Below are 18712 nucleotides of genomic sequence, written 5' to 3'. Positions count from 1 at the left end.
GCCCGCGAACCGTGAGGCTGGCGAGCGATAATCCAATTTTCGGAGAAAACTGGAGGAGACGGTTCCAATATAACGCGATTTATTGTGCAGTGCAATACCGTAGTATTACGTAATCAAAATTCGACGGGAAGCGTTTCCAGAAATAGACGCATTGCTCTATTTTGTTGCGCTGCGCAATACTCGCTTCCTGGTATCAATAACGTAGAAATTTCTGGTCGAGCAGGAGCGCTCGCAAGCGCTCGGGCTGCGCCGGCTGGGTGCGCGCCGCCGCCATCGCGGCGGCGGAGGGGGTCGGCGCCGCCATCAGCACCGGTCCTGGCTGGGCTACCGTTCCCAGCGGCGTCTCGCCGGCGACACCGGCACGCAGCGGCGGCGCCGACGATGCGTACTCGTGCGGCCGCACCGGCGCCATCGCCAGCGCCAGCCTCCCGGTTGCCAGGCGCTCCACGAATTCAGCACGGTCCGGATCCGACAGCGACGCGCGCACGAAGGCCACCAGGGGCGCCGCGTTGTCCACCGCCAGGCCGGCGGCCCGGACTGCCGAGGCCACGAAGCGGAACCCATCCTTCTCCTTGCTGTTCCACTGCGACGGCGCCAGGAATTCCGGACTGGTCAAGAGCTGGCGCAGCACGGCGCGCTGCTCTCCGCCCGTCGCCTCCCACACCCGCCATGTCGCCCCTTGCAGGCTGGCGGAGGGCGCGGAGACGATATGCCGCAGCAGCGCTTCCATCGCAGCCCGTTCGCTGTTCTTCCCGCGCGCAGACGCTCCGAGCGCCGCGCGCAGGTCGGCATAGCGGCCCAGCACCTGCGGACGCAGTGCCGCGCCTGCGGCCTCTTGTTTCTTGAAGTAGTCGAGCCAGAAGCGTACCAGCACTGCCTCCAGCTGGCGCGGGCTGGCGATGGCGCGCAGCAGCGCCGCTTCGGGCCCCGGCAGCGTGCCCAGGCGCGCCTCCAGGCGCGGCGGCATCGGCGGCGGCGCCAGCTGGCCGTCCACCCAGGCCTGCACACCGAGCGCACGCACCCGCGCCACCTCGCCCGGCGCCGGGCCGTAGCCCAGGCGGTTCAGCAGGTGCTGCGCCAGCCCGTCTTCGAGCGGAGCGGCAGGCTGCGCATGGGCCACGCCACCCAGGAGCAGGCAAACCAATAGGATGAGGAAGTGCATTCCGACTTTATATACCCACACAGGCTCCCTTGCGGCGCCGTTTGGTAAATCTTTGTAAGGATGAAAGCATACGAATCGGCCCGCACCGCATTGCACTTTTGCTACACTTAACAGCTTGAACCAAAGCCGATTGAAGAAGATGCCAACCCTCCGCCGTCTGCCCCAGAATATCCCCGTTCCGCTGCTGGCCATCGCCGGCGCAACGCTCTGTTTTGCCCTCGCGCTGGCCGTGCCGAAGCGCGCCACCGCGAAGGACGAGAAGCCGGCCACACCGACGCCCGCGCTCACCGTGACCACCGGCCAGCCGTCCACCACCACCCTGCCGGTGAGCTTCACCGCCAATGGCAGCGTCGCCGCCTGGCAGGAAGCCCTCATCGGCAGCGAATCGAACGGTCTGCGCCTGAGCGAAGTGCGGGTGAACGTCGGGGACGTGGTCAAGAAAGGCGAGACCCTGGCCGTGTTCGCCAGCGAGACCGTGCGCGCCGACGTCGAGCAGGCGCGCGCCGCGCTGCAGGAAGCCCAGGCCAACGCCAGCGCCGCCAAGCTCGATGCCGACCGGGCGCGCGCCCTGCGCAGCTCCGGCGCGCTGAGCGAACAGCAGGTCACCCAGCTCCTGACCGCCGACCGGACTGCCGCGGCGCGCGTGAGCGCCAGCCGGGCGACGCTGGCCCAGCAGGAGCTGCGCCTGCGCCAGGCCACCGTGGTCGCGCCGGACAGCGGCATCATCTCGAGCCGCAGCGCCACCGTCGGCGCCGTCACCGGCCCGGGCACCGAGCTGTTCCGCATGATCCGCCAGGGCCGCCTCGAGTGGCGCGCCGAAGTCACCTCGAATGACCTGGGCCGCATCAAGCCGGGCATGCGCGCGGCGGTGCGCGCCGCCAGCGGCAGCGAGATCGTCGGCAAGGTGCGCACCGTGGCCCCGACCGTCGATCCGCAGACCCGCCTGGCGCTGGTCTACGTCGACCTGCCGCCTTCGCTCTCGGCCAACGCGCCGCTCAAGGCCGGCATGTTCGCCAGCGGCCGCTTCGAACTGGGCGCCACCAGCGCCCTCACCGTGCCGCAGCAGGCGCTGGCGGTGCGCGACGGCTTCAGCTACGTGTTCCGCCTGAACGGGGACAGCCGCGTGAGCCAGTTGAAGGTCAGCACCGGCCGCCGCCTGGGCGACCGCGTCGAGATCGTGGGCGGGCTGGCCGCCGGCACCCCGATCGTCATCAGCGGCGCCGGTTTCCTGAATGACGGGGATCTGGTGCGCAATGTGCAGCCACCGGCCGCGCCGGCCAAGACCGCTCGCCAGACCGCGGCACGCTGAGCGGAGCATTCTCATGAATTTTTCCGCTCTATCGATCCGCAACCCGATCCCGGCGATCATGCTGTTCGTCCTGCTCACGGTGGCGGGGCTGCTGGCCTTCAAGGCCAGCAAGATCCAGGACTTCCCGGACATCGAACTGCCGATCGTGACCGTCGCCGCCACCCTGGAAGGCGCGGCCCCGGCCCAGCTCGAGACCGAGGTGGCGCGCAAGATCGAGGATTCGGTCGCCACCCTGCAGGGCGTCAAGAACATCTACACCAAGGTGCTGGACGGCGTGGCCACCGTCACCATCGAATTCATCCTGGAGAAGGACCTGTCCGACGCGGTCAACGACGTGCGCGACGCGGTGGCGCGGGTGCGCGCCGACCTGCCGCCCGAGATGCGCGAGCCGAGCGTGACCAAGGCGGCCACCGCCGGCCGCGTGGTCGCCACCTTCACCGTCGAGCGCAGCAAGACGGCCGGCAGCGCGATGGACGACCAGGAACTGAGCTGGTTCGTCGACAACGACGTGGCCAAGCGCCTGCTGAGCGTGCCGGGCCTGGGCGCGGTCAAGCGGGTCGGCGGCGTGACCCGCGAAGTACGGGTCGAACTCGACGACCAGCGCATGGCGGCGCTGCGCGTGTCGGCGCTGGACATCTCGCGCCAGCTGCGCAACGTGCAGCGTGAAGCGCCGGGCGGACGCGGCGACGTCAGCGGCGCCGAGCAGTCGGTGCGCACCATCGCCACCGTGCAGTCGGCGCAGGAACTGGCGCAGATGGACATCCCGCTGCCGGACGGCCGCCACGTGAAGCTCGGGCAGGTCGCCACGGTCCTTGATACCGTGGCCGAGCCGCGCTCGATCGCCGAGCAGGACGGCCGCAAGGTGGTCGGCTTCGAGGTGTTCCGCACCCGCGGCGCAGGCGAGGTGGACGTGGCCGAAGGCGCGCGCGCCGCGGTGGCCCAGCTGCAGAAGGAAAACCCGAGCGTGGTGCTGCGCGAGGTGATCGACAACTCGGGACCGGTGCAGGAAAACTTCGACGCCTCGATGGAGATGCTGTACGAAGGCGCGGTGCTGGCGGTGCTGGTGGTGTGGTGGTTCCTGCGCGACTGGCGCGCCACCCTGGTGGCCGCGGCCGCGCTGCCGCTGTCGGTCATCCCGGCCTTCCTCGGCCAGTACCTGTTCGGCTACACGCTCAATATGGTGACCCTGCTGTCGCTGGCGCTGGTCATCGGCGTGCTGGTGGACGATGCGATCGTCGAGATCGAGAACATCTCGCGCCACCTGCGCATGGGAAAAACCCCGATGCAGGCGGCGCTGGAAGCGGCCGACGAGATCGGCATGGCGGTGATCGCCACCACCTTCGCCCTGGTCGCGGTGTTCCTGCCGACCGCCTTCATGGGCGGCATTCCCGGTAAATTCTTCAAGCAGTTCGGCTGGACCGCGGTGATCGCGATCCTGGCCTCGCTGGTCGTGGCGCGCCTGCTCACGCCGATGATGGCGGCCTACATCCTCAAGCCGGCCAAGCACCATGGCGAAGAGAAGGATGGCCCGCTGATGCGGCGCTACATGACGGCCATGCAGTGGTGCCTGCGCCACCGCATGGCGACCGCGATCGGCGCCGCCGTATTCTTCTTCGGCTCGATCGCACTGGTGCCGCTGCTGCCGACCGGCTTCGTGCCGCCGGCCGACCGCTCGCAGACCATGGTGACGGTGGAACTGCCGCCTGGCTCGACCCTGGCCGAGACCCACGCCGTCGCCGAGCAGGCGCGCCTGGCGGCCATGCAGGTCGACGGCGTCAAGGGCGTCTTCAGCTCGATCGGCGGCGGTTCCAGCGGCGACGCCTTCGCCCCTGGCGCGGCGGCGGAAGCGCGCCGCGCGGTGCTGACCGTGACCACCGTCGACCGCGGCGACCGCGACGTGGGACTGTCCGAGATCGAGCGCGCACTGCGCGTCAGGATGTCGCAGATCCCGGGCGCGCGCTTCAACGTGGGCGCCCCCGACACCGGCACCAAGCTGCAGCTGGTGCTGCGCAGCGAAAACCCGGAGCTGCTGACCACGACCGCGCGCCAGGCCGAGCGTGAACTGCGCACCCTGCAAGGCATCGGCAACGTCAGTTCCAGCGCCTCGCTGGTGCGGCCCGAGATCATCGTGCGCCCCGACTTCGCGCGCGCCGCCGACCTCGGCGTGACGGCCGCCGCCATCGGCGAGACGGTGCGCGTGGCCACCGCCGGCGACTACGACATCTCGCTGTCCAAGATGAACCTGGACGAGCGCCAGGTGCCGATCCGCGTCAAGCTGCCGGACGCGGTGCGCGCCGACCTCGATGCGCTGGGGCGCCTGACCGTGCCCGGCTCGCGCGGACCGGTGCTGCTGGCCAACGTGGCGACCATCACGGTGGAAAGCGGCCCGGCCGAGATCAACCGCCTGAACCGCACCCGCAACGTGACCCTCGACGTCGAGCTGCAGGGCCGCTCGCTGGGCGAGGTCAATGCCGAGGCGCGCGCCCTGCCCGTGTTCCAGAAGCTGCCGCCGGGCGTGCAGATCGCGGAACTGGGCGACGCCCAGGAAATGCAGGCGCTGTTCGCCAGTTTCGGCGTGGCGATGCTGATCGGCGTGCTGTGCATCTACGGCGTGCTGGTGCTGCTGTTTAACGACTTCATGCAGCCGGTGACCATCCTGGCCGCGCTGCCGCTGTCGATCGGCGGCGCCTTCGTGGCCCTGCTCCTCACGCAGAACGCGCTGTCGATGCCGACCATGATCGGCCTGATCATGCTGATGGGGATCGTGACCAAGAACTCGATCCTGCTGGTGGATTATGCGATCCTGGCGCGCGAAGCGGGCATGAACCGCTTCGACGCCCTGGTCGACGCCTGCCACAAGCGTTCGCGCCCGATCGTGATGACCACCATCGCCATGGGCGCCGGCATGATGCCGCTGGCGCTGGGCCTGTCGGGCGACCCCAGCTTCCGCTCGCCGATGGCGGTCGCCGTGATCGGCGGCCTGATCACCTCGACCTTGCTGAGCCTGCTGGTGGTGCCGGCGGTGTTCACCTATGTGGATGACTTCGAGCACTTCATGAAGCGCCAAGTGGGACGGATGCGCCGCAAGCAGGTGGCGGCGCCGGTGAAGGAGCCGGCGTCGGATCCAGTGAAGTGAGGCAAGGCCGTAGGGTGGTCGGCTCTGCCGACCGCGCGTCCAGCTAGTGCCTGAACAGAAATACGGTCGAACGAAGCAAGCTCAGTTTGAACGAAAAAACCCCGGCAGGGCCGAAGCCCGCCGGGGTTTTTATTTGATGGCTTGCGCCGATCAGTCGCGGTAGTAGCGGTACTCTTTGCGCTCGGTGGTGTTGCTGCCGCCCAGCAGCTTGGCCAGCAGGAAGCCGACGCCAGCCGCGACCAGCAGGGCAGTGCCCGGGTTGGTCTTCACGTACTCGGTGCTCTTGGTCGAGTAGTTCTGGTAGGTCTCGCCCAGCTGGCCCTTGCGCTGGCCCAGGCTTTCCGAGGCGCCGCTCAGCATGCCGCTCAGGCGATCGACGCCGGCGTGTGCGGTGCTGACCAGGCGGTCGACCAGCGGTTGCGCGCCTTGTGCGAGCTGGTCGATTTTCTCGTGCGCCTTGTCCGGGGTGATGTTCGACATGGCAGCCTTGATGCCGCCCTGCGACTGGTCGCCGCCCGAGGTCGAACCCGACGATTGTGCGCTGGCGCCGCCCATGCTGCCGCTGCTGCCGGCGGTGGTGCCGGCGCTGCTGCCGGTGGTGCTGCCCGAGGTGCTGCCGCTCGAGCCCAGGGCGCTATTGCCGCCGGTCGAGCTGCCCAGGCTGCCGCTGCTGCCGGCGGCGCTGGAACCCGACGAGCCGCTCTGCTGGCTGCTGGAGCTGCCCAGGTTGCCCGAGCTATGCGAGCCGCTCTGCATGCTGCCCGCGTTGCTGGTGCCGCCGACGGCGCCGCTGCTGCTGCCGGTAGCCGGCTTGGCGCTGCTTGGCGAGGCGTTGGTGCTGCCGAGGCTGCCCGACGAACCGCTCTGGCTGCTGCCCGAAGCGTTGCTACCCTGGTTCAGGCCGGAAGTCTGGCTTTTACCAATGCTCGAACCTGCACCCTCGCGGCTTGCGTCGCTGCCTTTTCCCTCGGTAGATTTCTGATTATCCATGATGTATCCCTCGTAAAAATGTAGACCAACGCGATTAGACCGATACCCGACTATCACCACATTCTTCCTCGATTCCGCCTCAAACGGCGCGAGGGACGACGATTGACTGCGCTATCTCAAGACAGAACTTTGTTTCTTGCTCCAGGCCCATTCTCATGAATGGAGACCCGAAGCCAGCGCAAAAGTTCCGCTATTAGCGCAGACGTCCTCGTCGCTGCGTGAGCGGTCGCCTGTGGCGGTCCGAAAACGCGCGCAGTATCGGACACTGCGTCGCGATACAAAAAATACAACAGCCGCGCTCCCGGGACCGTGCGCTGCCTAACAGAGCCGTGCCATCCACGGGGAGGAGGCGAATCCGCTTGCCTTCCGCCTCATCTGCGTTATCATATGAATGATAATCATTCTCATTTACAGGAGAAAGCATGTGCGACAAACACGCTCCGCAGGCCGCCGATGCAGCGCAAGGCGGATCGCGCCGCCGGCGCGTCTGGGAACTCAGCCAGGCCAGCCATTGCCCGCTGGTCGGCGTCGCCCTGCCGCTGCCTGCCCTGCGCAAGCTGGTGGAACGGGTGACCGGCGGCCGGCTGCTGCACGACGATTACGACATCCACGTCGGCGCCGTCAGCGAGTGCGCCCTGCGCAATCCGCTGTCGGAAGCGCTGCAGAAGGAGCTGGAGCGGCGCTACGCCGCCGATGTTGCCCGCTTCCGCTCGGCCAGGAGCACGGAGGAAGTGGGCGCACTATGGGCGCAGGCGGTCGACGCCGGCAAGGTGCCGGGCGCGTTCTGGGCCGCCCTGAGCCATGCGCGCTGCACGCCCGCACTGGAACAGCAGATGTGCCGCGACATCCACATGGTGCAGCACCAGGCCGGCGCCTGCGCCCGTGCCGACATCGACAAGGTCAAGGCGCTGGCGGCCGAGCATGCCCGCCTGGTGCGTGAACTGGCCCGGACGCAGGGCCGCTGCCAGGCGCTGTTGCAGGAAAAGAGCGCGCAGGCCGAACGCTACGAGCAGCAGCTGATGGCCGGGCGCGCCGCGCTGATCGCAAAGGACACCGACATCCACCAGTTGCGCTCCGAACTGGCCCGGCTGCAGGCGGAAGTGCCGGAACTGGAGACGCGCAAGCGGCTCGCGAATCGCGTGGCGCAGATGGAGGAACGGGAAGCGGCGCTGCGGGCCCAGGTGGCCGCATTGAAAGCGGCACGCACTGCGCCCCGGGATGCACCGGCGCCGGCGGGCGAAGCGCCGGCGGACATGCCGACCGTGCCGACCGAAGTCCCGGTGCGGCTGGTGAACCGCAGCGTGCTGTGCGTGGGCGGGCGCAGCGGCAGCGTGCCGGTCTACCGCAACGTGATCGAGCGCGTCGGCGCCCAGTTCGCGCACCATGACGGCGGCCTGGAAGACAGCGCCGGCCAGCTCGATGCCAGCCTGGCGGCGGCCGACCTGGTGATCTGCCAGACCGGCTGCATCAGCCACCATGCCTACTGGCGGGTGAAGGACCATTGCAAGCGCACCGGCAAGCGCTGCATTTTTGTCGACAACCCGAGCGTGTCGAGCCTGGTGCGCGGGCTGCAGGAAGCGGCCCTCTGATCGGAACTACGGCGTTTGCTGGACGCCGACCGGCGCCACGGGCGCGGCCTTTGCCGGCGCCAGCGACAGTGGACGCTCCACCAGCAGGAACAGGGCCATCGACGGGATGAGCGTCAAGGCGAAGGCCAGCGGCAACAGGACCAGGAACATCTGGCCGGACGGCAGCACCATGAACGCCGCCTTGAGCGCCAGTCCATGGATCAGGTAATACGAATAGCTCATATTGCCCAGGCGCCGCATCGGCGTCCAGGTGAAGATCCGGGCCAGCCAGCCCTCCGGCTGCACGAAACAGTGCAGGCAGAACAGGTAGAAGCCGACGAACAGCACGAGGATTTCGACACTGCCCCCGACCGGCAGCATGGTCACCGCCAGGCCCAGGACCAGGGCCAGCGCCCCGACCACGCCACCGGGAGCGCTGCCGCGCTTGACCGCTTCGTGCAGCAGCATCCCCGACATGAACATGATCAGGCGCAGGTGGCCGCCGAACGCGACGCAATAGATGACGGTCAGGATCGCCATCGCCAGGATGACGGCAACGCGCCGGTTCGCCTCCAGCGGACGCAGGAACACGACCACCACCGGCATCACCAGGTAGTAGAACATCTCGTAGCTCAGGGACCAGGCCACCGTGATCATCGGTTCGATCGGCAGCATTCCCGGAAGGAGCAGCAGGTTCTGGAGCACGTACCAGAACGCTCCCTCCTGCGGGATCTTGCTCTGGTCGGGGAACACGAAGGACAGCACGCAGTAGGCGGCGAAGACGGCCAGGAAGGCGGGATAGATGCGCTGGATGCGCCGCCCCATATAAGGGAGGAACGCCTGCTTGCGCGCCATCAGGCTGCCGTAGATGAGGAAACCGCTCAGGACGAAGAACAGGTCCACCCCGGCATTTCCCATGCTGTGCAGCAGGCCAGAGAGCCACACCTCGCCGGCGGGATCGGCCAGGGTCGCGTAATGCACCAGAAAGACGAGGAATACGGCGAAGCCGCGCATGCCCTCCATCGAACGTAAATTATTGCCTGCTACTTTTCTCGAGAGTTCAAACTTGTTCATTGCTGCGCTTCCTGTCTATGCTCGCGCTTCCGGGCGTGCCTGTCTTGCCGCCCTGTCAAGCTCAACAGAAGTATAGATTATGCTTGGTTGATATTTCATGCGCGCAAAAAGAAAAAGGCCACATGCTGAAGCATGTGGCCTTATCTTGGATTGGTGCCGCTGACCGGAATCGAACTGGTGACCTTCGCATTACGAATGAGAAGTTCCTTGTATATCGATGTATTCAACAGTATCGCTACTCTCCTTAAAAATTTATATATTTCAATACCTTACAATATTTCTCATGGTACCTTGTGTTGATGGAGATTGGCAAATATACTCATGGCTGGGTTACAAAGCGGTTACACAACACTCAGCTATATGCCGAAAATCAAATTTACTGCCGCGCGCGTCGATGGCTTTACTTGCCCGCCCAACAGCAAACAAGCGTTCATGTGGGACGCCACCGCGCCATGCCTTGGCCTCCGCGTGGTCTCCAGCGGGACTAAGGCTTACGTCTTCCAGGCGAAGCTCAACAATCAAACCATCCGCATGACGATTGGCTCACCGTCGACATGGGATATCGCCAGTGCCCAAGCGGAGGCGCGCCGTCTCAAGGTGCTCATCGACAGCGGGCACGACCCGAGGGTGCAGAAAGCCGAGCTTGTTGCTGAGCAGGCAGCGAAGCGCGACGCTAGCCGCCGCGCCGAGACGCCCGCGCGCGAAGCGTGGGACGCCTACATGACGGCCCGGAAGACCCGGTGGAGCGCCCGTACCCTGCTAGACCACCAGAGACTGGTCGATCCGGGTGGCCGTCAAAAGACCCGTGGGCGCAAAAAGGGGGAAGGAGAAACCACCTTGCCCGGCGTGCTGGTCTCCGTGCTCGCCCGCCCTCTGCGTGACATCGATGCCGAATATGTGCGGAAATGGCTGAATGGTGAGACGCACAGGTCTACCGTGGCGATGAACGCTTTCGTGCGCTTGCGCGGGTTCCTGAACTGGTGCGCCATGCGAGCCGAGTACAAGACCGAAGTCAGCCCCCACGCATGCGCTTCAAGCGTGGCCAAGGATGAACTTCCCAAGCCTGCGGCGAAGTCGGATTGCCTCCAGCGCGAACAATTGGCCCCGTGGTTTAAACAAGTCCGGGAAATCCAGAACCCTGTCGCCAGCGCCTACCTGCAAGCCCTCTTGCTGACGGGCGCGCGCCGTGAGGAAATGGCTGGGCTGCGCTGGACAGATGTGGACTTCAAGTGGGGCACGATGGTCTTGCAGGACAAGGTGGAGGCAAACCGGACGATTCCGTTGACTCCCTACGTGTCCGCGCTGCTGGATGCCCTGCCGCGCACCAATGAGTGGGTATTCAGCAGCCGCACCGCTGCCAGCGGACGCATCCAGGAGCCGCGCAAGGCCCATAACAATGCACTGGAAGCGGCCGAGCTGCCGCATGTGTCAATTCACGGCCTGCGCCGCTCGTTTGGCACGTTGAGTGAGTGGGTGGAGTGCCCGGCCGGTGTCGTGGCGCAGATCATGGGACACAAGCCTAGCGCCATCGCGGAGAAGCATTACATCCGCCGCCCGATCGATCTGCTGCGGATGTGGCACACGAAAATTGAGGTGTGGATGTTGGGTCAGGCCGGCATTGAGGTGCAGGCCGCTGATGCTCGACTGAGTGCGTGATTAAAAGAAGACCCGCCGGCCCCGACGGTGCTTCTTCTTTTACTGGAAGGCTTCGGGGGTGGGGGTGTAGCGCCAGGAATCCTTTTGCGCCTGAGTGCGCGTCACGTTGCCCTGTCCTACCAACGCCTGCATGACATCCCTACGTTGGCTCAGAGTAGCATTCTTGTATGGACGGCAGCGGTCCACCAGAACTCCCTCAGTAACGCCACAGTTTTCCTCGATGAAGTATTTCTTGATGTAGTCCAGCACCTTCGTCTCCAGCTCCGCGAACTTGCTGTCGAACAGGTTCTTGCGGAGGTCGGTTGCGAACACGTCAGTGGCATAGTTCACGATATCGAGGGCGAGCTGGGTGTGCTCGACGCTGATCTCGACCGCATACGGGTCAGCCGCGAGCGCTAGGATCAGCGCAACCCGGGCGGCATTCTCGACGATACGCGACAGCATATTGTTCGCCAATTCGTCTACGCCGGAATTCCTGCGGTTGCAGATCGCCGACATGTAGGTCCTGCGCAGCTCTTGTGCTTCGATCGAGAACGGCACCAGGACCGGGCGATGTGACTTAGCGCGGAGCAGGTTGCCGACGGCATCCAGTTCTTTCTGATGCGCCACGATCCGCGATTTCACCACCTCCTGCCATTCGCAGACTGCTGCCGGCACCGGCTCCTTTTTCTGCTCCCAGTTGGGTTCGGGCACCACGTCAGGAGCGCGAAACGGCAGCATACGCGGTAAGAAGCCATTGTTGATCACGGCGGCGCTCATTGCAGCGTAGAAGGTGGACGGAGTGGTCGCACCAAAAATCGACGGGCATGGGCTGTCGATGTCGGCGCGCTTGCGGGCATCGCGGCCGGTTTGCTTTGCGTACTCGCGGCCCAAGTAGTCACTGCCGCCTTTGGTGTACAGGTCCATGAGAACCGTGCCAGTTGCTGCTTTGTAGCCCGCAGCCTTGGGATCGAAAACCCCTTTGAGGAATTCACCCAGCTCGTCGATGACATAGCAGCTCGCCGGGTTGCGATCCAGCGCGGCCAGTACGCCACCTTCACTGCTTGGCGCGCCAGCGCGTCGGGAATCGCCATAGGCAGCAACCGCGTCGTTGACGCATCCCAATGCAACCTCCTTGCCGGTCGCGGTTGGGGCGATCAGCACCCAGTACATGTTCGTAGAGGTATCGTTATCGCTCACGAAGTCACGTGCCAGGACAGCACCGCAGGAAGCCAGGGCGATCGGCAGCACGAAGGTCTCTTGGTACATGAACGCGCGCTTCTGATACCACGCAGCAACCGCCTGCATTACAGGCGGGAGTTGCTGGATGAAATTCACCAAGGGAGACTTTTTGGCTTTCACCAACAGGGTTGCATCCACTGCTGCGCGACGGGCTTGGTCGAGCGCTTCCTGCTGAGCCAGGCGCACCGCGCCCTGGCTGGACTTTTGCGCGCTACGCACGATCATTTGCACTTCAGCCAACTGCAACGGCTCGGCACATTTGATCTCATTTTCCTTGAGCAGAGCAGCAAGGATGCTTTGCTCTGCCATCCCGGCAGCGACCAGATCGCCAGCGAGCTTGAACAAGGTCAGGTTGCGCTCGCCTTCGACAACCATCTCGGTGGTTTTTGGCATTTCCGACTTCACGTTAGCGCAGGATGCGGTGGTACTGCCCCACACCTTCAGCAGCGCCTCCGGCAGGACCGGCAGCTTGGTGAAGTCACCTGCACCGGCCCACTTGTATTCAGCGCCCGTCTCCGGGTGGATAGTGGGCGGCAGCACATCCTGGCAGCCCGCGCCGTTGCTGCTCGCACAGCGAAACTCCAGGATCATTGCACCGTTATGCTTGATTTGCTTGGTGATGAGCGGCTGGAGCCCTTCCGGCAGGCGATAAATCAACTTCGCGCGATTCGAGCGGCCCGAGACAATTTGCACGGCGTCGTCGTCCCCGAGCAAGTTACGCAGCTCGATACCACGCACGCCGAGCCATGCCTCGGCGGCCTGGAGGTCGTCAATGTCGATCGCGCAGGTCCCCGAGCGCGCGTGGATCAGCCCGAGTCCGTGGTCACCGATCACGTTGAGGGTCAGGGGTTTGTTCTGCCATTCTTCCGACTTCGGGCCTTTGCTGCCCTTGGCGATTGCGCAGAGCTGGAAACCGCACTCCTCAATGTACTGCTTTGCAAACTGGCGAGTGCGTTGCATCCGCGCCGTTACCTCCGCCGCGATGCGTGCAATTTTGGACGCTGCCGTGGTAGCAGGGCGAGGCACCGCCTCGCCGATCGTCGTGCCGCTGCAGGTCATCGCACGGTCTTGCACCAACTCGTGCTCGTTCAAATCCGCCAGTGGGTTGGACGTGGTCAAGCCGCTCATTATGCGCACTCCATCTTGAGCAGGCGCACGATGCCTTCCACCGGCCAGGCCAGGCGCCCTTGGACACGGATCGGGCGGATCGGGCCATTCTCGAAGCATGCCCACGAGCGGAGCGTTTGCGGGGCCCGATTCAGCCAGAACGCTGCGCAGGCCGTGGGGACATGGGTACGGGTTTCTTTGAGGAGCTCCGGGTAGAAAGGCGTAGCTTGAGTATTTGCAGACATTGGTTCAGATCCAGGTTTCGTTTACGGAAACCCATTATTTGTCTGTCAAAAATAATTCGACTTCATTTATTTCCGTTGCTTCCTGTCGATTGTGCGGGGGGGGGGAGCCAAAGCCGCCCTCCCCTTCCGTATTCGCGTATAGGTCAACCCTCAAAAATTTTTCGCAGTTAATGCATAACTTGTAATAATTCGAATGACTGAGAGCGGTGACAATTGCTGCAAATACTCTTAGGCATAATAGCAGAAATATCAAAAATACAAGACTTTCACGCGCTCTTTGCTTAGGTGGTCCCGACCTGATCTAGACCACAGGGCCACACCAAACCTGAGATGCTCTTTTCGCTTCCTCAACGGCGCCTGGCGAACCTCCTGCACTAACCCATCACTCGAAGCGGAAAGATTGGCTGGTCAGACTGGGCAAAATCCTGCAGCCATTTGTGCCATGTACCTGATGGCCTTGAATGCGCCTCAATGTGAGGTCGGAAGTTGCCTACCACCCCGGAGGTAGTCCAAGGCACGACAAGCAGACATACACCCAACGTTTCTTTCGCTCGCCTGCTCACTCATCTGTTGACAATATGTCGAGCGGTTCTGTTAGGCGTTCTTACGCGCACATTGCGCCTAGATCCCACCGAAAGTTACAATGCGACAAGAACCTCAATCCGGTCGCACATTCCAAGGAGGGAAAGACAATGCGGGCAATGACTCGGGAACTCGCGCGTGCCGCGATCGGCATAACGCTCGTGGTGAGCTTCATCGGCAGTGCGGCTAGTGCGGAAAAAGGCATCGCGGCAGGCAAAATATTCGGGATTCAGATCGGCCACACGATCGAGCTGACCCCGGCAGAGCAGAAGATGGCCGACCGCGACTATCTTGGAACTTTTGTTCGCCACAAGGCAGAGAAGCCGGCCGATGTGCAATTCCTCCAAGTGTTCGCGACCCCGATCACGAGGGTGGTGACCGGCGTGGACGGCGCCACCGAGTTTCGCACCCGTCAGCAGGCGCAGGCCTTCATCAAAAAATATGTGACGCTGTTTCCGCAAATGCTGTCTAATTTCACGGCAACGTACGACGCGGATCCCCAAACGCCACTTCGCTTGACGTCGGCAGATTGGATGCTGACCATGACCTTCTACGATATGAAGAAGGATTTTGACAGGCCTGGTGGCTACACGGTGCGCATCAACCTAAGGCCTGCTTTTGGCAGTGCGCTCGATCGTCTCGCCTCAAAGTCCTATGAGGAACGCAAGCAGCTGGTCCAGCGTGATCAGCGCAAGTCACTGGAAGAAGCCAAGCGGCGGGGCGAGCTCAAGGGCCTGCTTTGATTGGAGCAGTGGAAAGTGCGCACGAACCTCTTGTTTGCTTTGGTGGCATAGACTGCTTGGAGCTATTCCATCTGCCCGCAAATTGCGAAAACCGGCATCGGACCTTGGTCATCTATACTGCCCAATGATAGATCAACCAGCAGCGACTCATCGACTTCCTGCACCTACCCTTTCGCGGTCATATCATACAAACTTACTGGTTTTCAATGACATACAAATTACGGTCGCTATTCGCTTCAGTTATATTTATTTGCGGGATCACCCAAGCGCACGCGGATGCCGTTGACGACCCCATGGCCCGAGTCCGGCTGGAGGCAAGTGTCGCGTTTGACGCCAAATGGTTGGCCTTGAAAGATAAATGTAAGAGCCCAGCGGCTTCCGTTAGCGAAGATCGATTACATAGCAGCTGGCGTGAGGCGAACCCGAGTGGATTGCAGCAGCTCGATGACATTATCGTACGTGAGCAGATTCGAAAGGGCATGGGTCAAGCCGAGGCTCGCTACCCATTAAAGCCGCCAAAAGCTGTCTGCGCAATGGCCGACGAGTTGTCGAGCATGAAGAGAGCCGACAGTAGCGACGCAACAAGCAAGCGCGGAACGGGCGAGACCTTCGGTACGGTGTACCGCTGCGATGCAGATGGAACCATCGTGTTCAGCGATATCAAATACAAGTCGATGCCCTGCAAGGCACTCGACCTGCCTGGTTATGCGCCTTCGGAGAAGGCAAGACCCGCGAAAGTTCTCTCGATCGCCGAAGCAAAGCAAATCGCGGCCCGCAACCTTCTCGACCCGGAAGCAACTCGCTTTCGCGACCTATTCGTGAGTAAATCGGGGAACGTGTGCGGCGAACTGAATTCTAAAAACGTGTACGGCGCTTATACCGGATACACGCAGTTTTTCGTACATGCAGCGACGAGGCGCGCACAGATCGACGGGGGAAGCAAATCCGCTGCGGTCGGGTTTGCCTACCGCGAGTCGTGCGCAAGGTAGTCGACCAAACTAAACAAACGTGCTCACCACTAGCCGAGCCTCAGGTCTAATCGACTACCCTAAAATTCCCGAGAAATGTTGGCGCTCTCAGATGGGGGACGCCAGCGAGCCAACGATTGTTCCTAACGCTGCCATGGGCTACGGCCGAGTTGCGCCCCGACAGTTTAGCATGCTCGTCTCGCCCTACCGCGGCCTGGTCGCGTCACCAGTGTCTGCTACGGGTCGGTTCCAGTTGCTCGTGATAGTTTGTGAATTTCGGGAGATGGCGACATGCTATGCTGTTCGATTACCGGGTTGAGCTAGCATTGGATGTTGCGAGGAGAAATCGTTGACTAATTATGAGTTTGCCCAAGCGGCACACCCGCATAGTTGGCTGTTAGTGGCTGACAATCTCTACGAGCAGTCGATAGCGCTTCATCATCGATTTCCTTCTGGAAGAATTACATATCGAGATGCCAGTGGAACTGTCTTAGGGGAGTGGCCAAGTAGTAGCCGTTCAACGTTCCTGCTTGCGGGCTTCGCGCTGGAAAACGCAATAAAAGCGTTTTTGGTGTACGAGCATCCTCAATGGGTTTCGAATGGCGTGCTGGCGCGCTCACTTCGGTCTCATGATCTTGTTACATTGTCCAAGAAGTCCACGATCATCCCATGGCAGCGCCGCGGGCCGAGAATCCTCTGCCGTTTTCAGCACGGTCTGGAATCTTGGGCGCGATATCCTTGCGCGCTCAACGCCAATGAAACCAATGCCGAGCAGAATTTGTCTCCCGCCTTATGGACGGGATATTTAGGTCTGATGCGCGCTTACGGAAAGGCGCTCATGCTGCTGCTGCAACAAGGCTGGGATGGTCCCCATGGTGCTAGCGGCCACTTTGAGTTCCAAGGCGGCGGCTACCTAGGTGCCCAACCGAACAGCTTATCGAGACCGAAGCGGTTCGAACCGAAAGGCGTCCGCTAGCGGCCGCTTATAAACGGCAGCAGTTGGGCTAAGTAGACATTCGTGCAAACAGATCTAACGCCGCGCGCGCGTCGACGCTAAGAATTGTTGTCAAAGACATTCACTCATGCCGCAAGTGCTATCAACCCTTCTGTGGTCTTCAGCGCGTCAAAGTAGCAGCCTGATTAATCATCCGATGGAGTCCAGACGTATAACGCCCAAAAAATGACATAGAGGTTTAATGTGAGAAACGCACGCTTCCAACGTTCGACAAAAGCAGCCATGAGGCCTTCTAGGACTGACGGCCATGTCTATTATGTGCGCCTGAAAACTCCCCTCGGCCTCTTTTATAAACTTGGCTTTACCTCGCTCGGTTCCGTCGAAGAGCGACTGGCGTTTCAGGGAACCGGTGACGAAGATCTGGTCGACAAGGTGCTGTTGTTCGTGTACCTCAAGGATGGATACGACGTTGAAGCTGCCTTGCACCAGTACTTCCTGCCGAGGAAGGCATTTAGCAATGTGCAAAGCGATCCCAACCTGCCGTTGCACCGCAATGGCCAGTCGGAGCTTTATATCGATGACATACTGGATTACGACAGCAACTACCATATCGATCAAGCCCATGCGACCTGATCTTGCCCCGCTTTTCCCGGACACAGCCTGATGCTTAGTTAGCGTCAGTTTCCAGAGCCTGACGGCGTCGCTCTTTCCTAAACATCCGCGGCGATTTGTAGCCGAGCGCTGAATGCGGATGCACCTCGTTGAAATGCTTGAATGCGTCGGGCAACTGAGTCAGCACGACAGCGCCGCTGCTGCGGTCCATGCCGCCGACGTAATCTCGTTTAAACGTGTTCACGAAGCTCTCTGCCATGCCGTTCGACTGCGGGCTGTTCACTGGCGTATGCACCGGCCTGATGCCCAGTTGATGGGCCAAAGCGTGCGTTTCGATAGCCCGGAAAGCGCCGCCATTGTCGCTCAAGAATTCCACTGTGATCGCCCGCTCGTCGGTGCTGCCGAAACGTGCTTCCACGGCCTCAATCATCATGTCGCGCACCGGCTCACCGGGCAGGCCACGTCCGATCCAGGCACGCCAGGCGATAATCTCGCGGTCGCAGCAGTCCTTCATGAACACGCCAGTCACCACCTCGCCGTTGTCGCAGGCGATCTCGAAGCCATCCGAGCACCAGCGCTGGTTCGACTCTTCGACCATCACTTTGCCGTCGTGAGGGCGGCCGCTGTCACTACGCCTAGGCGATTTCGGCAGCAGCAAACCCTGCTCCTTCATCACGCGGTACATGCGCTTGTGGTTCACTGGACGCAGGCCCATCAGGCTTCGCGTACGGTTCACCAGGGCGCCAGCACGACGGTAACCATAGGTCGGCAGCGCCGTGATCTCGGCGCGTACCGCGTCGGCAATCATCGCGTCGGCGACCGGGTCGAGCCTGGCCACGGTGCGCTTGTCGACCCAGTCCGCGGGTCGGGCAAGAAGGTCAATCACGTGCGAGCGCGCTACACCAAGGACAACGCAGACAGGCTTTACTGCCCGTCCTTGTCCAATAAGGGTGAGCGCGCAATCCACTTTTTTTCGCGAGCCAGCTCGACCGCTTCGCGCAGGATCTCCGCCTCCATCGTCTTCTTGCCCAGCATGCGCTGCAGTTGCGCGATCTGGGCGCGCGCCGCCGCCAACTCACTCGCTGGCACGACCGATTCACCTGATTGCACCGCCACCAGGGCGCCTTCCCGCTCGAGCTTGCGCCAGTTGAACAGCTGGCTGGCACTGATGCCGTGCTTGCGGGCCACCAGCGACACGCTCATGCCCGGCTCGTACGTTTCCTTAACCAGCGCAGCCTTTTCCTGCACTGACCAACGGCGGCGTCGCTCTTCGGACACCGTCACGACTTCGATGGTTTGGTTGTTTCTAGTCATACTCACAGTCTTATTCCTATCCGTAAGGATACAGCATTGACTGTGTCTGGTACTTCAAGGGGCTATCTCA

At 62.5% G+C, this 18712-nt stretch carries 13 protein-coding genes; 8 read left to right on the top strand and 5 right to left on the bottom strand.

Annotation, left to right across the window (positions count from 1 at the left end; all coding sequences use genetic code 11):
• Nucleotides 1-193: 193 nt before the first annotated feature.
• A complete protein-coding gene (locus YWC_RS0109195; RefSeq protein WP_027865097.1) occupies nucleotides 194-1162 on the bottom strand; it encodes a DUF1800 family protein in 969 nt (322 codons plus the stop codon).
• A 139-nt stretch (nucleotides 1163-1301) separates the two neighbouring features.
• Here YWC_RS0109195 and YWC_RS0109190 point away from each other — a divergent pair, with 139 nt between their 5' ends.
• Together YWC_RS0109190 and YWC_RS0109185 are read left to right on the top strand one after the other, a co-directional pair.
• Complete coding sequence (locus YWC_RS0109190; RefSeq protein WP_027865096.1) at nucleotides 1302-2471, top strand: efflux RND transporter periplasmic adaptor subunit; 1170 nt, start codon at nucleotides 1302-1304, stop codon at nucleotides 2469-2471.
• A 13-nt stretch (nucleotides 2472-2484) separates the two neighbouring features.
• Nucleotides 2485-5607 carry an efflux RND transporter permease subunit gene (locus tag YWC_RS0109185; protein WP_027865095.1) on the top strand — a complete coding sequence of 1041 codons (3123 nt, stop codon included), beginning with the start codon at nucleotides 2485-2487 and terminating at the stop codon, nucleotides 5605-5607.
• A gap of 150 nt (nucleotides 5608-5757) precedes the next feature.
• On the opposite strand, the gene YWC_RS0109180 is transcribed toward YWC_RS0109185, so the two are convergent.
• Nucleotides 5758-6597, bottom strand: coding sequence for an ElaB/YgaM/YqjD family protein (locus YWC_RS0109180; RefSeq protein ID WP_027865094.1), 840 nt, complete (start codon nucleotides 6595-6597; stop codon nucleotides 5758-5760).
• A gap of 422 nt (nucleotides 6598-7019) precedes the next feature.
• On the opposite strand from YWC_RS0109180, the gene YWC_RS0109175 reads away from it, so the two are divergent.
• Nucleotides 7020-8186 (top strand): DUF2325 domain-containing protein, encoded by a 1167-nt coding sequence (locus YWC_RS0109175; RefSeq protein WP_027865093.1) that lies wholly within the window; start codon nucleotides 7020-7022, stop codon nucleotides 8184-8186.
• A gap of 6 nt (nucleotides 8187-8192) precedes the next feature.
• Here the strand turns inward: YWC_RS0109175 and YWC_RS0109170 are convergent, their stop codons facing one another.
• The gene (locus tag YWC_RS0109170; protein WP_027865092.1) at nucleotides 8193-9239 is read right to left on the bottom strand and encodes an acyltransferase family protein; all 1047 of its coding nucleotides are present in this window, start codon (nucleotides 9237-9239) and stop codon (nucleotides 8193-8195) included.
• Between the two features lie 321 nt (nucleotides 9240-9560).
• On the opposite strand from YWC_RS0109170, the gene YWC_RS0109165 reads away from it, so the two are divergent.
• Nucleotides 9561-10895: a tyrosine-type recombinase/integrase gene (locus YWC_RS0109165; protein ID WP_229413061.1), complete on the top strand. Its 1335-nt coding sequence runs from the start codon at nucleotides 9561-9563 to the stop codon at nucleotides 10893-10895.
• 39 nt (nucleotides 10896-10934) lie between these two features.
• On the opposite strand, the gene YWC_RS0109160 is transcribed toward YWC_RS0109165, so the two are convergent.
• The gene (locus YWC_RS0109160; RefSeq protein ID WP_027865090.1) at nucleotides 10935-13244 is read right to left on the bottom strand and encodes a DUF3987 domain-containing protein; all 2310 of its coding nucleotides are present in this window, start codon (nucleotides 13242-13244) and stop codon (nucleotides 10935-10937) included.
• A gap of 916 nt (nucleotides 13245-14160) precedes the next feature.
• On the opposite strand from YWC_RS0109160, the gene YWC_RS0109150 reads away from it, so the two are divergent.
• The 4 genes from YWC_RS0109150 to YWC_RS0109140 all read left to right on the top strand — a co-directional run bounded on the left by YWC_RS0109150 (nucleotide 14161) and on the right by YWC_RS0109140 (nucleotide 17349).
• Nucleotides 14161-14793: a hypothetical protein gene (locus YWC_RS0109150; protein ID WP_027865088.1), complete on the top strand. Its 633-nt coding sequence runs from the start codon at nucleotides 14161-14163 to the stop codon at nucleotides 14791-14793.
• A gap of 293 nt (nucleotides 14794-15086) precedes the next feature.
• Complete coding sequence (locus YWC_RS31540) at nucleotides 15087-15782, top strand: hypothetical protein (RefSeq protein WP_156923584.1); 696 nt, start codon at nucleotides 15087-15089, stop codon at nucleotides 15780-15782.
• A 328-nt stretch (nucleotides 15783-16110) separates the two neighbouring features.
• A complete protein-coding gene (locus YWC_RS32010) occupies nucleotides 16111-16737 on the top strand; it encodes a hypothetical protein (protein ID WP_211238958.1) in 627 nt (208 codons plus the stop codon).
• A 222-nt stretch (nucleotides 16738-16959) separates the two neighbouring features.
• A complete protein-coding gene (locus YWC_RS0109140) occupies nucleotides 16960-17349 on the top strand; it encodes a hypothetical protein (RefSeq protein ID WP_156923582.1) in 390 nt (129 codons plus the stop codon).
• Nucleotides 17350-17383: 34 nt separating this feature from the next.
• Here the strand turns inward: YWC_RS0109140 and YWC_RS0109135 are convergent.
• A protein-coding gene (locus YWC_RS0109135) for an IS3 family transposase (protein WP_229413060.1) occupies nucleotides 17384-18642 on the bottom strand; the annotation gives its coding sequence in 2 pieces (ribosomal slippage) (nucleotides 17384-18312 and nucleotides 18312-18642; 1260 coding nt in all).
• Nucleotides 18643-18712 lie beyond the last annotated feature (70 nt).

It is taken from the genome of Massilia alkalitolerans DSM 17462, from assembly GCF_000427785.1.
Classification (GTDB): domain Bacteria; phylum Pseudomonadota; class Gammaproteobacteria; order Burkholderiales; family Burkholderiaceae_D; genus Telluria; species Telluria alkalitolerans.
This window is presented reverse-complemented; position numbering and strand designations above follow the sequence as displayed.

Coding starts and splice junctions, on each gene's coding strand:
- YWC_RS0109195 (WP_027865097.1), bottom strand. CDS start 1,162: ATGCACTTCCTCATCCTATTGGTTTGCCTGCTCCTGGGTGGCGTGGCC.
- YWC_RS0109190 (WP_027865096.1), top strand. CDS start 1,302: ATGCCAACCCTCCGCCGTCTGCCCCAGAATATCCCCGTTCCGCTGCTG.
- YWC_RS0109185 (WP_027865095.1), top strand. CDS start 2,485: ATGAATTTTTCCGCTCTATCGATCCGCAACCCGATCCCGGCGATCATG.
- YWC_RS0109180 (WP_027865094.1), bottom strand. CDS start 6,597: ATGGATAATCAGAAATCTACCGAGGGAAAAGGCAGCGACGCAAGCCGC.
- YWC_RS0109175 (WP_027865093.1), top strand. CDS start 7,020: ATGTGCGACAAACACGCTCCGCAGGCCGCCGATGCAGCGCAAGGCGGA.
- YWC_RS0109170 (WP_027865092.1), bottom strand. CDS start 9,239: ATGAACAAGTTTGAACTCTCGAGAAAAGTAGCAGGCAATAATTTACGT.
- YWC_RS0109165 (WP_229413061.1), top strand. CDS start 9,561: ATGGCTGGGTTACAAAGCGGTTACACAACACTCAGCTATATGCCGAAA.
- YWC_RS0109160 (WP_027865090.1), bottom strand. CDS start 13,244: ATGAGCGGCTTGACCACGTCCAACCCACTGGCGGATTTGAACGAGCAC.
- YWC_RS0109150 (WP_027865088.1), top strand. CDS start 14,161: ATGCGGGCAATGACTCGGGAACTCGCGCGTGCCGCGATCGGCATAACG.
- YWC_RS31540 (WP_156923584.1), top strand. CDS start 15,087: ATGGCCCGAGTCCGGCTGGAGGCAAGTGTCGCGTTTGACGCCAAATGG.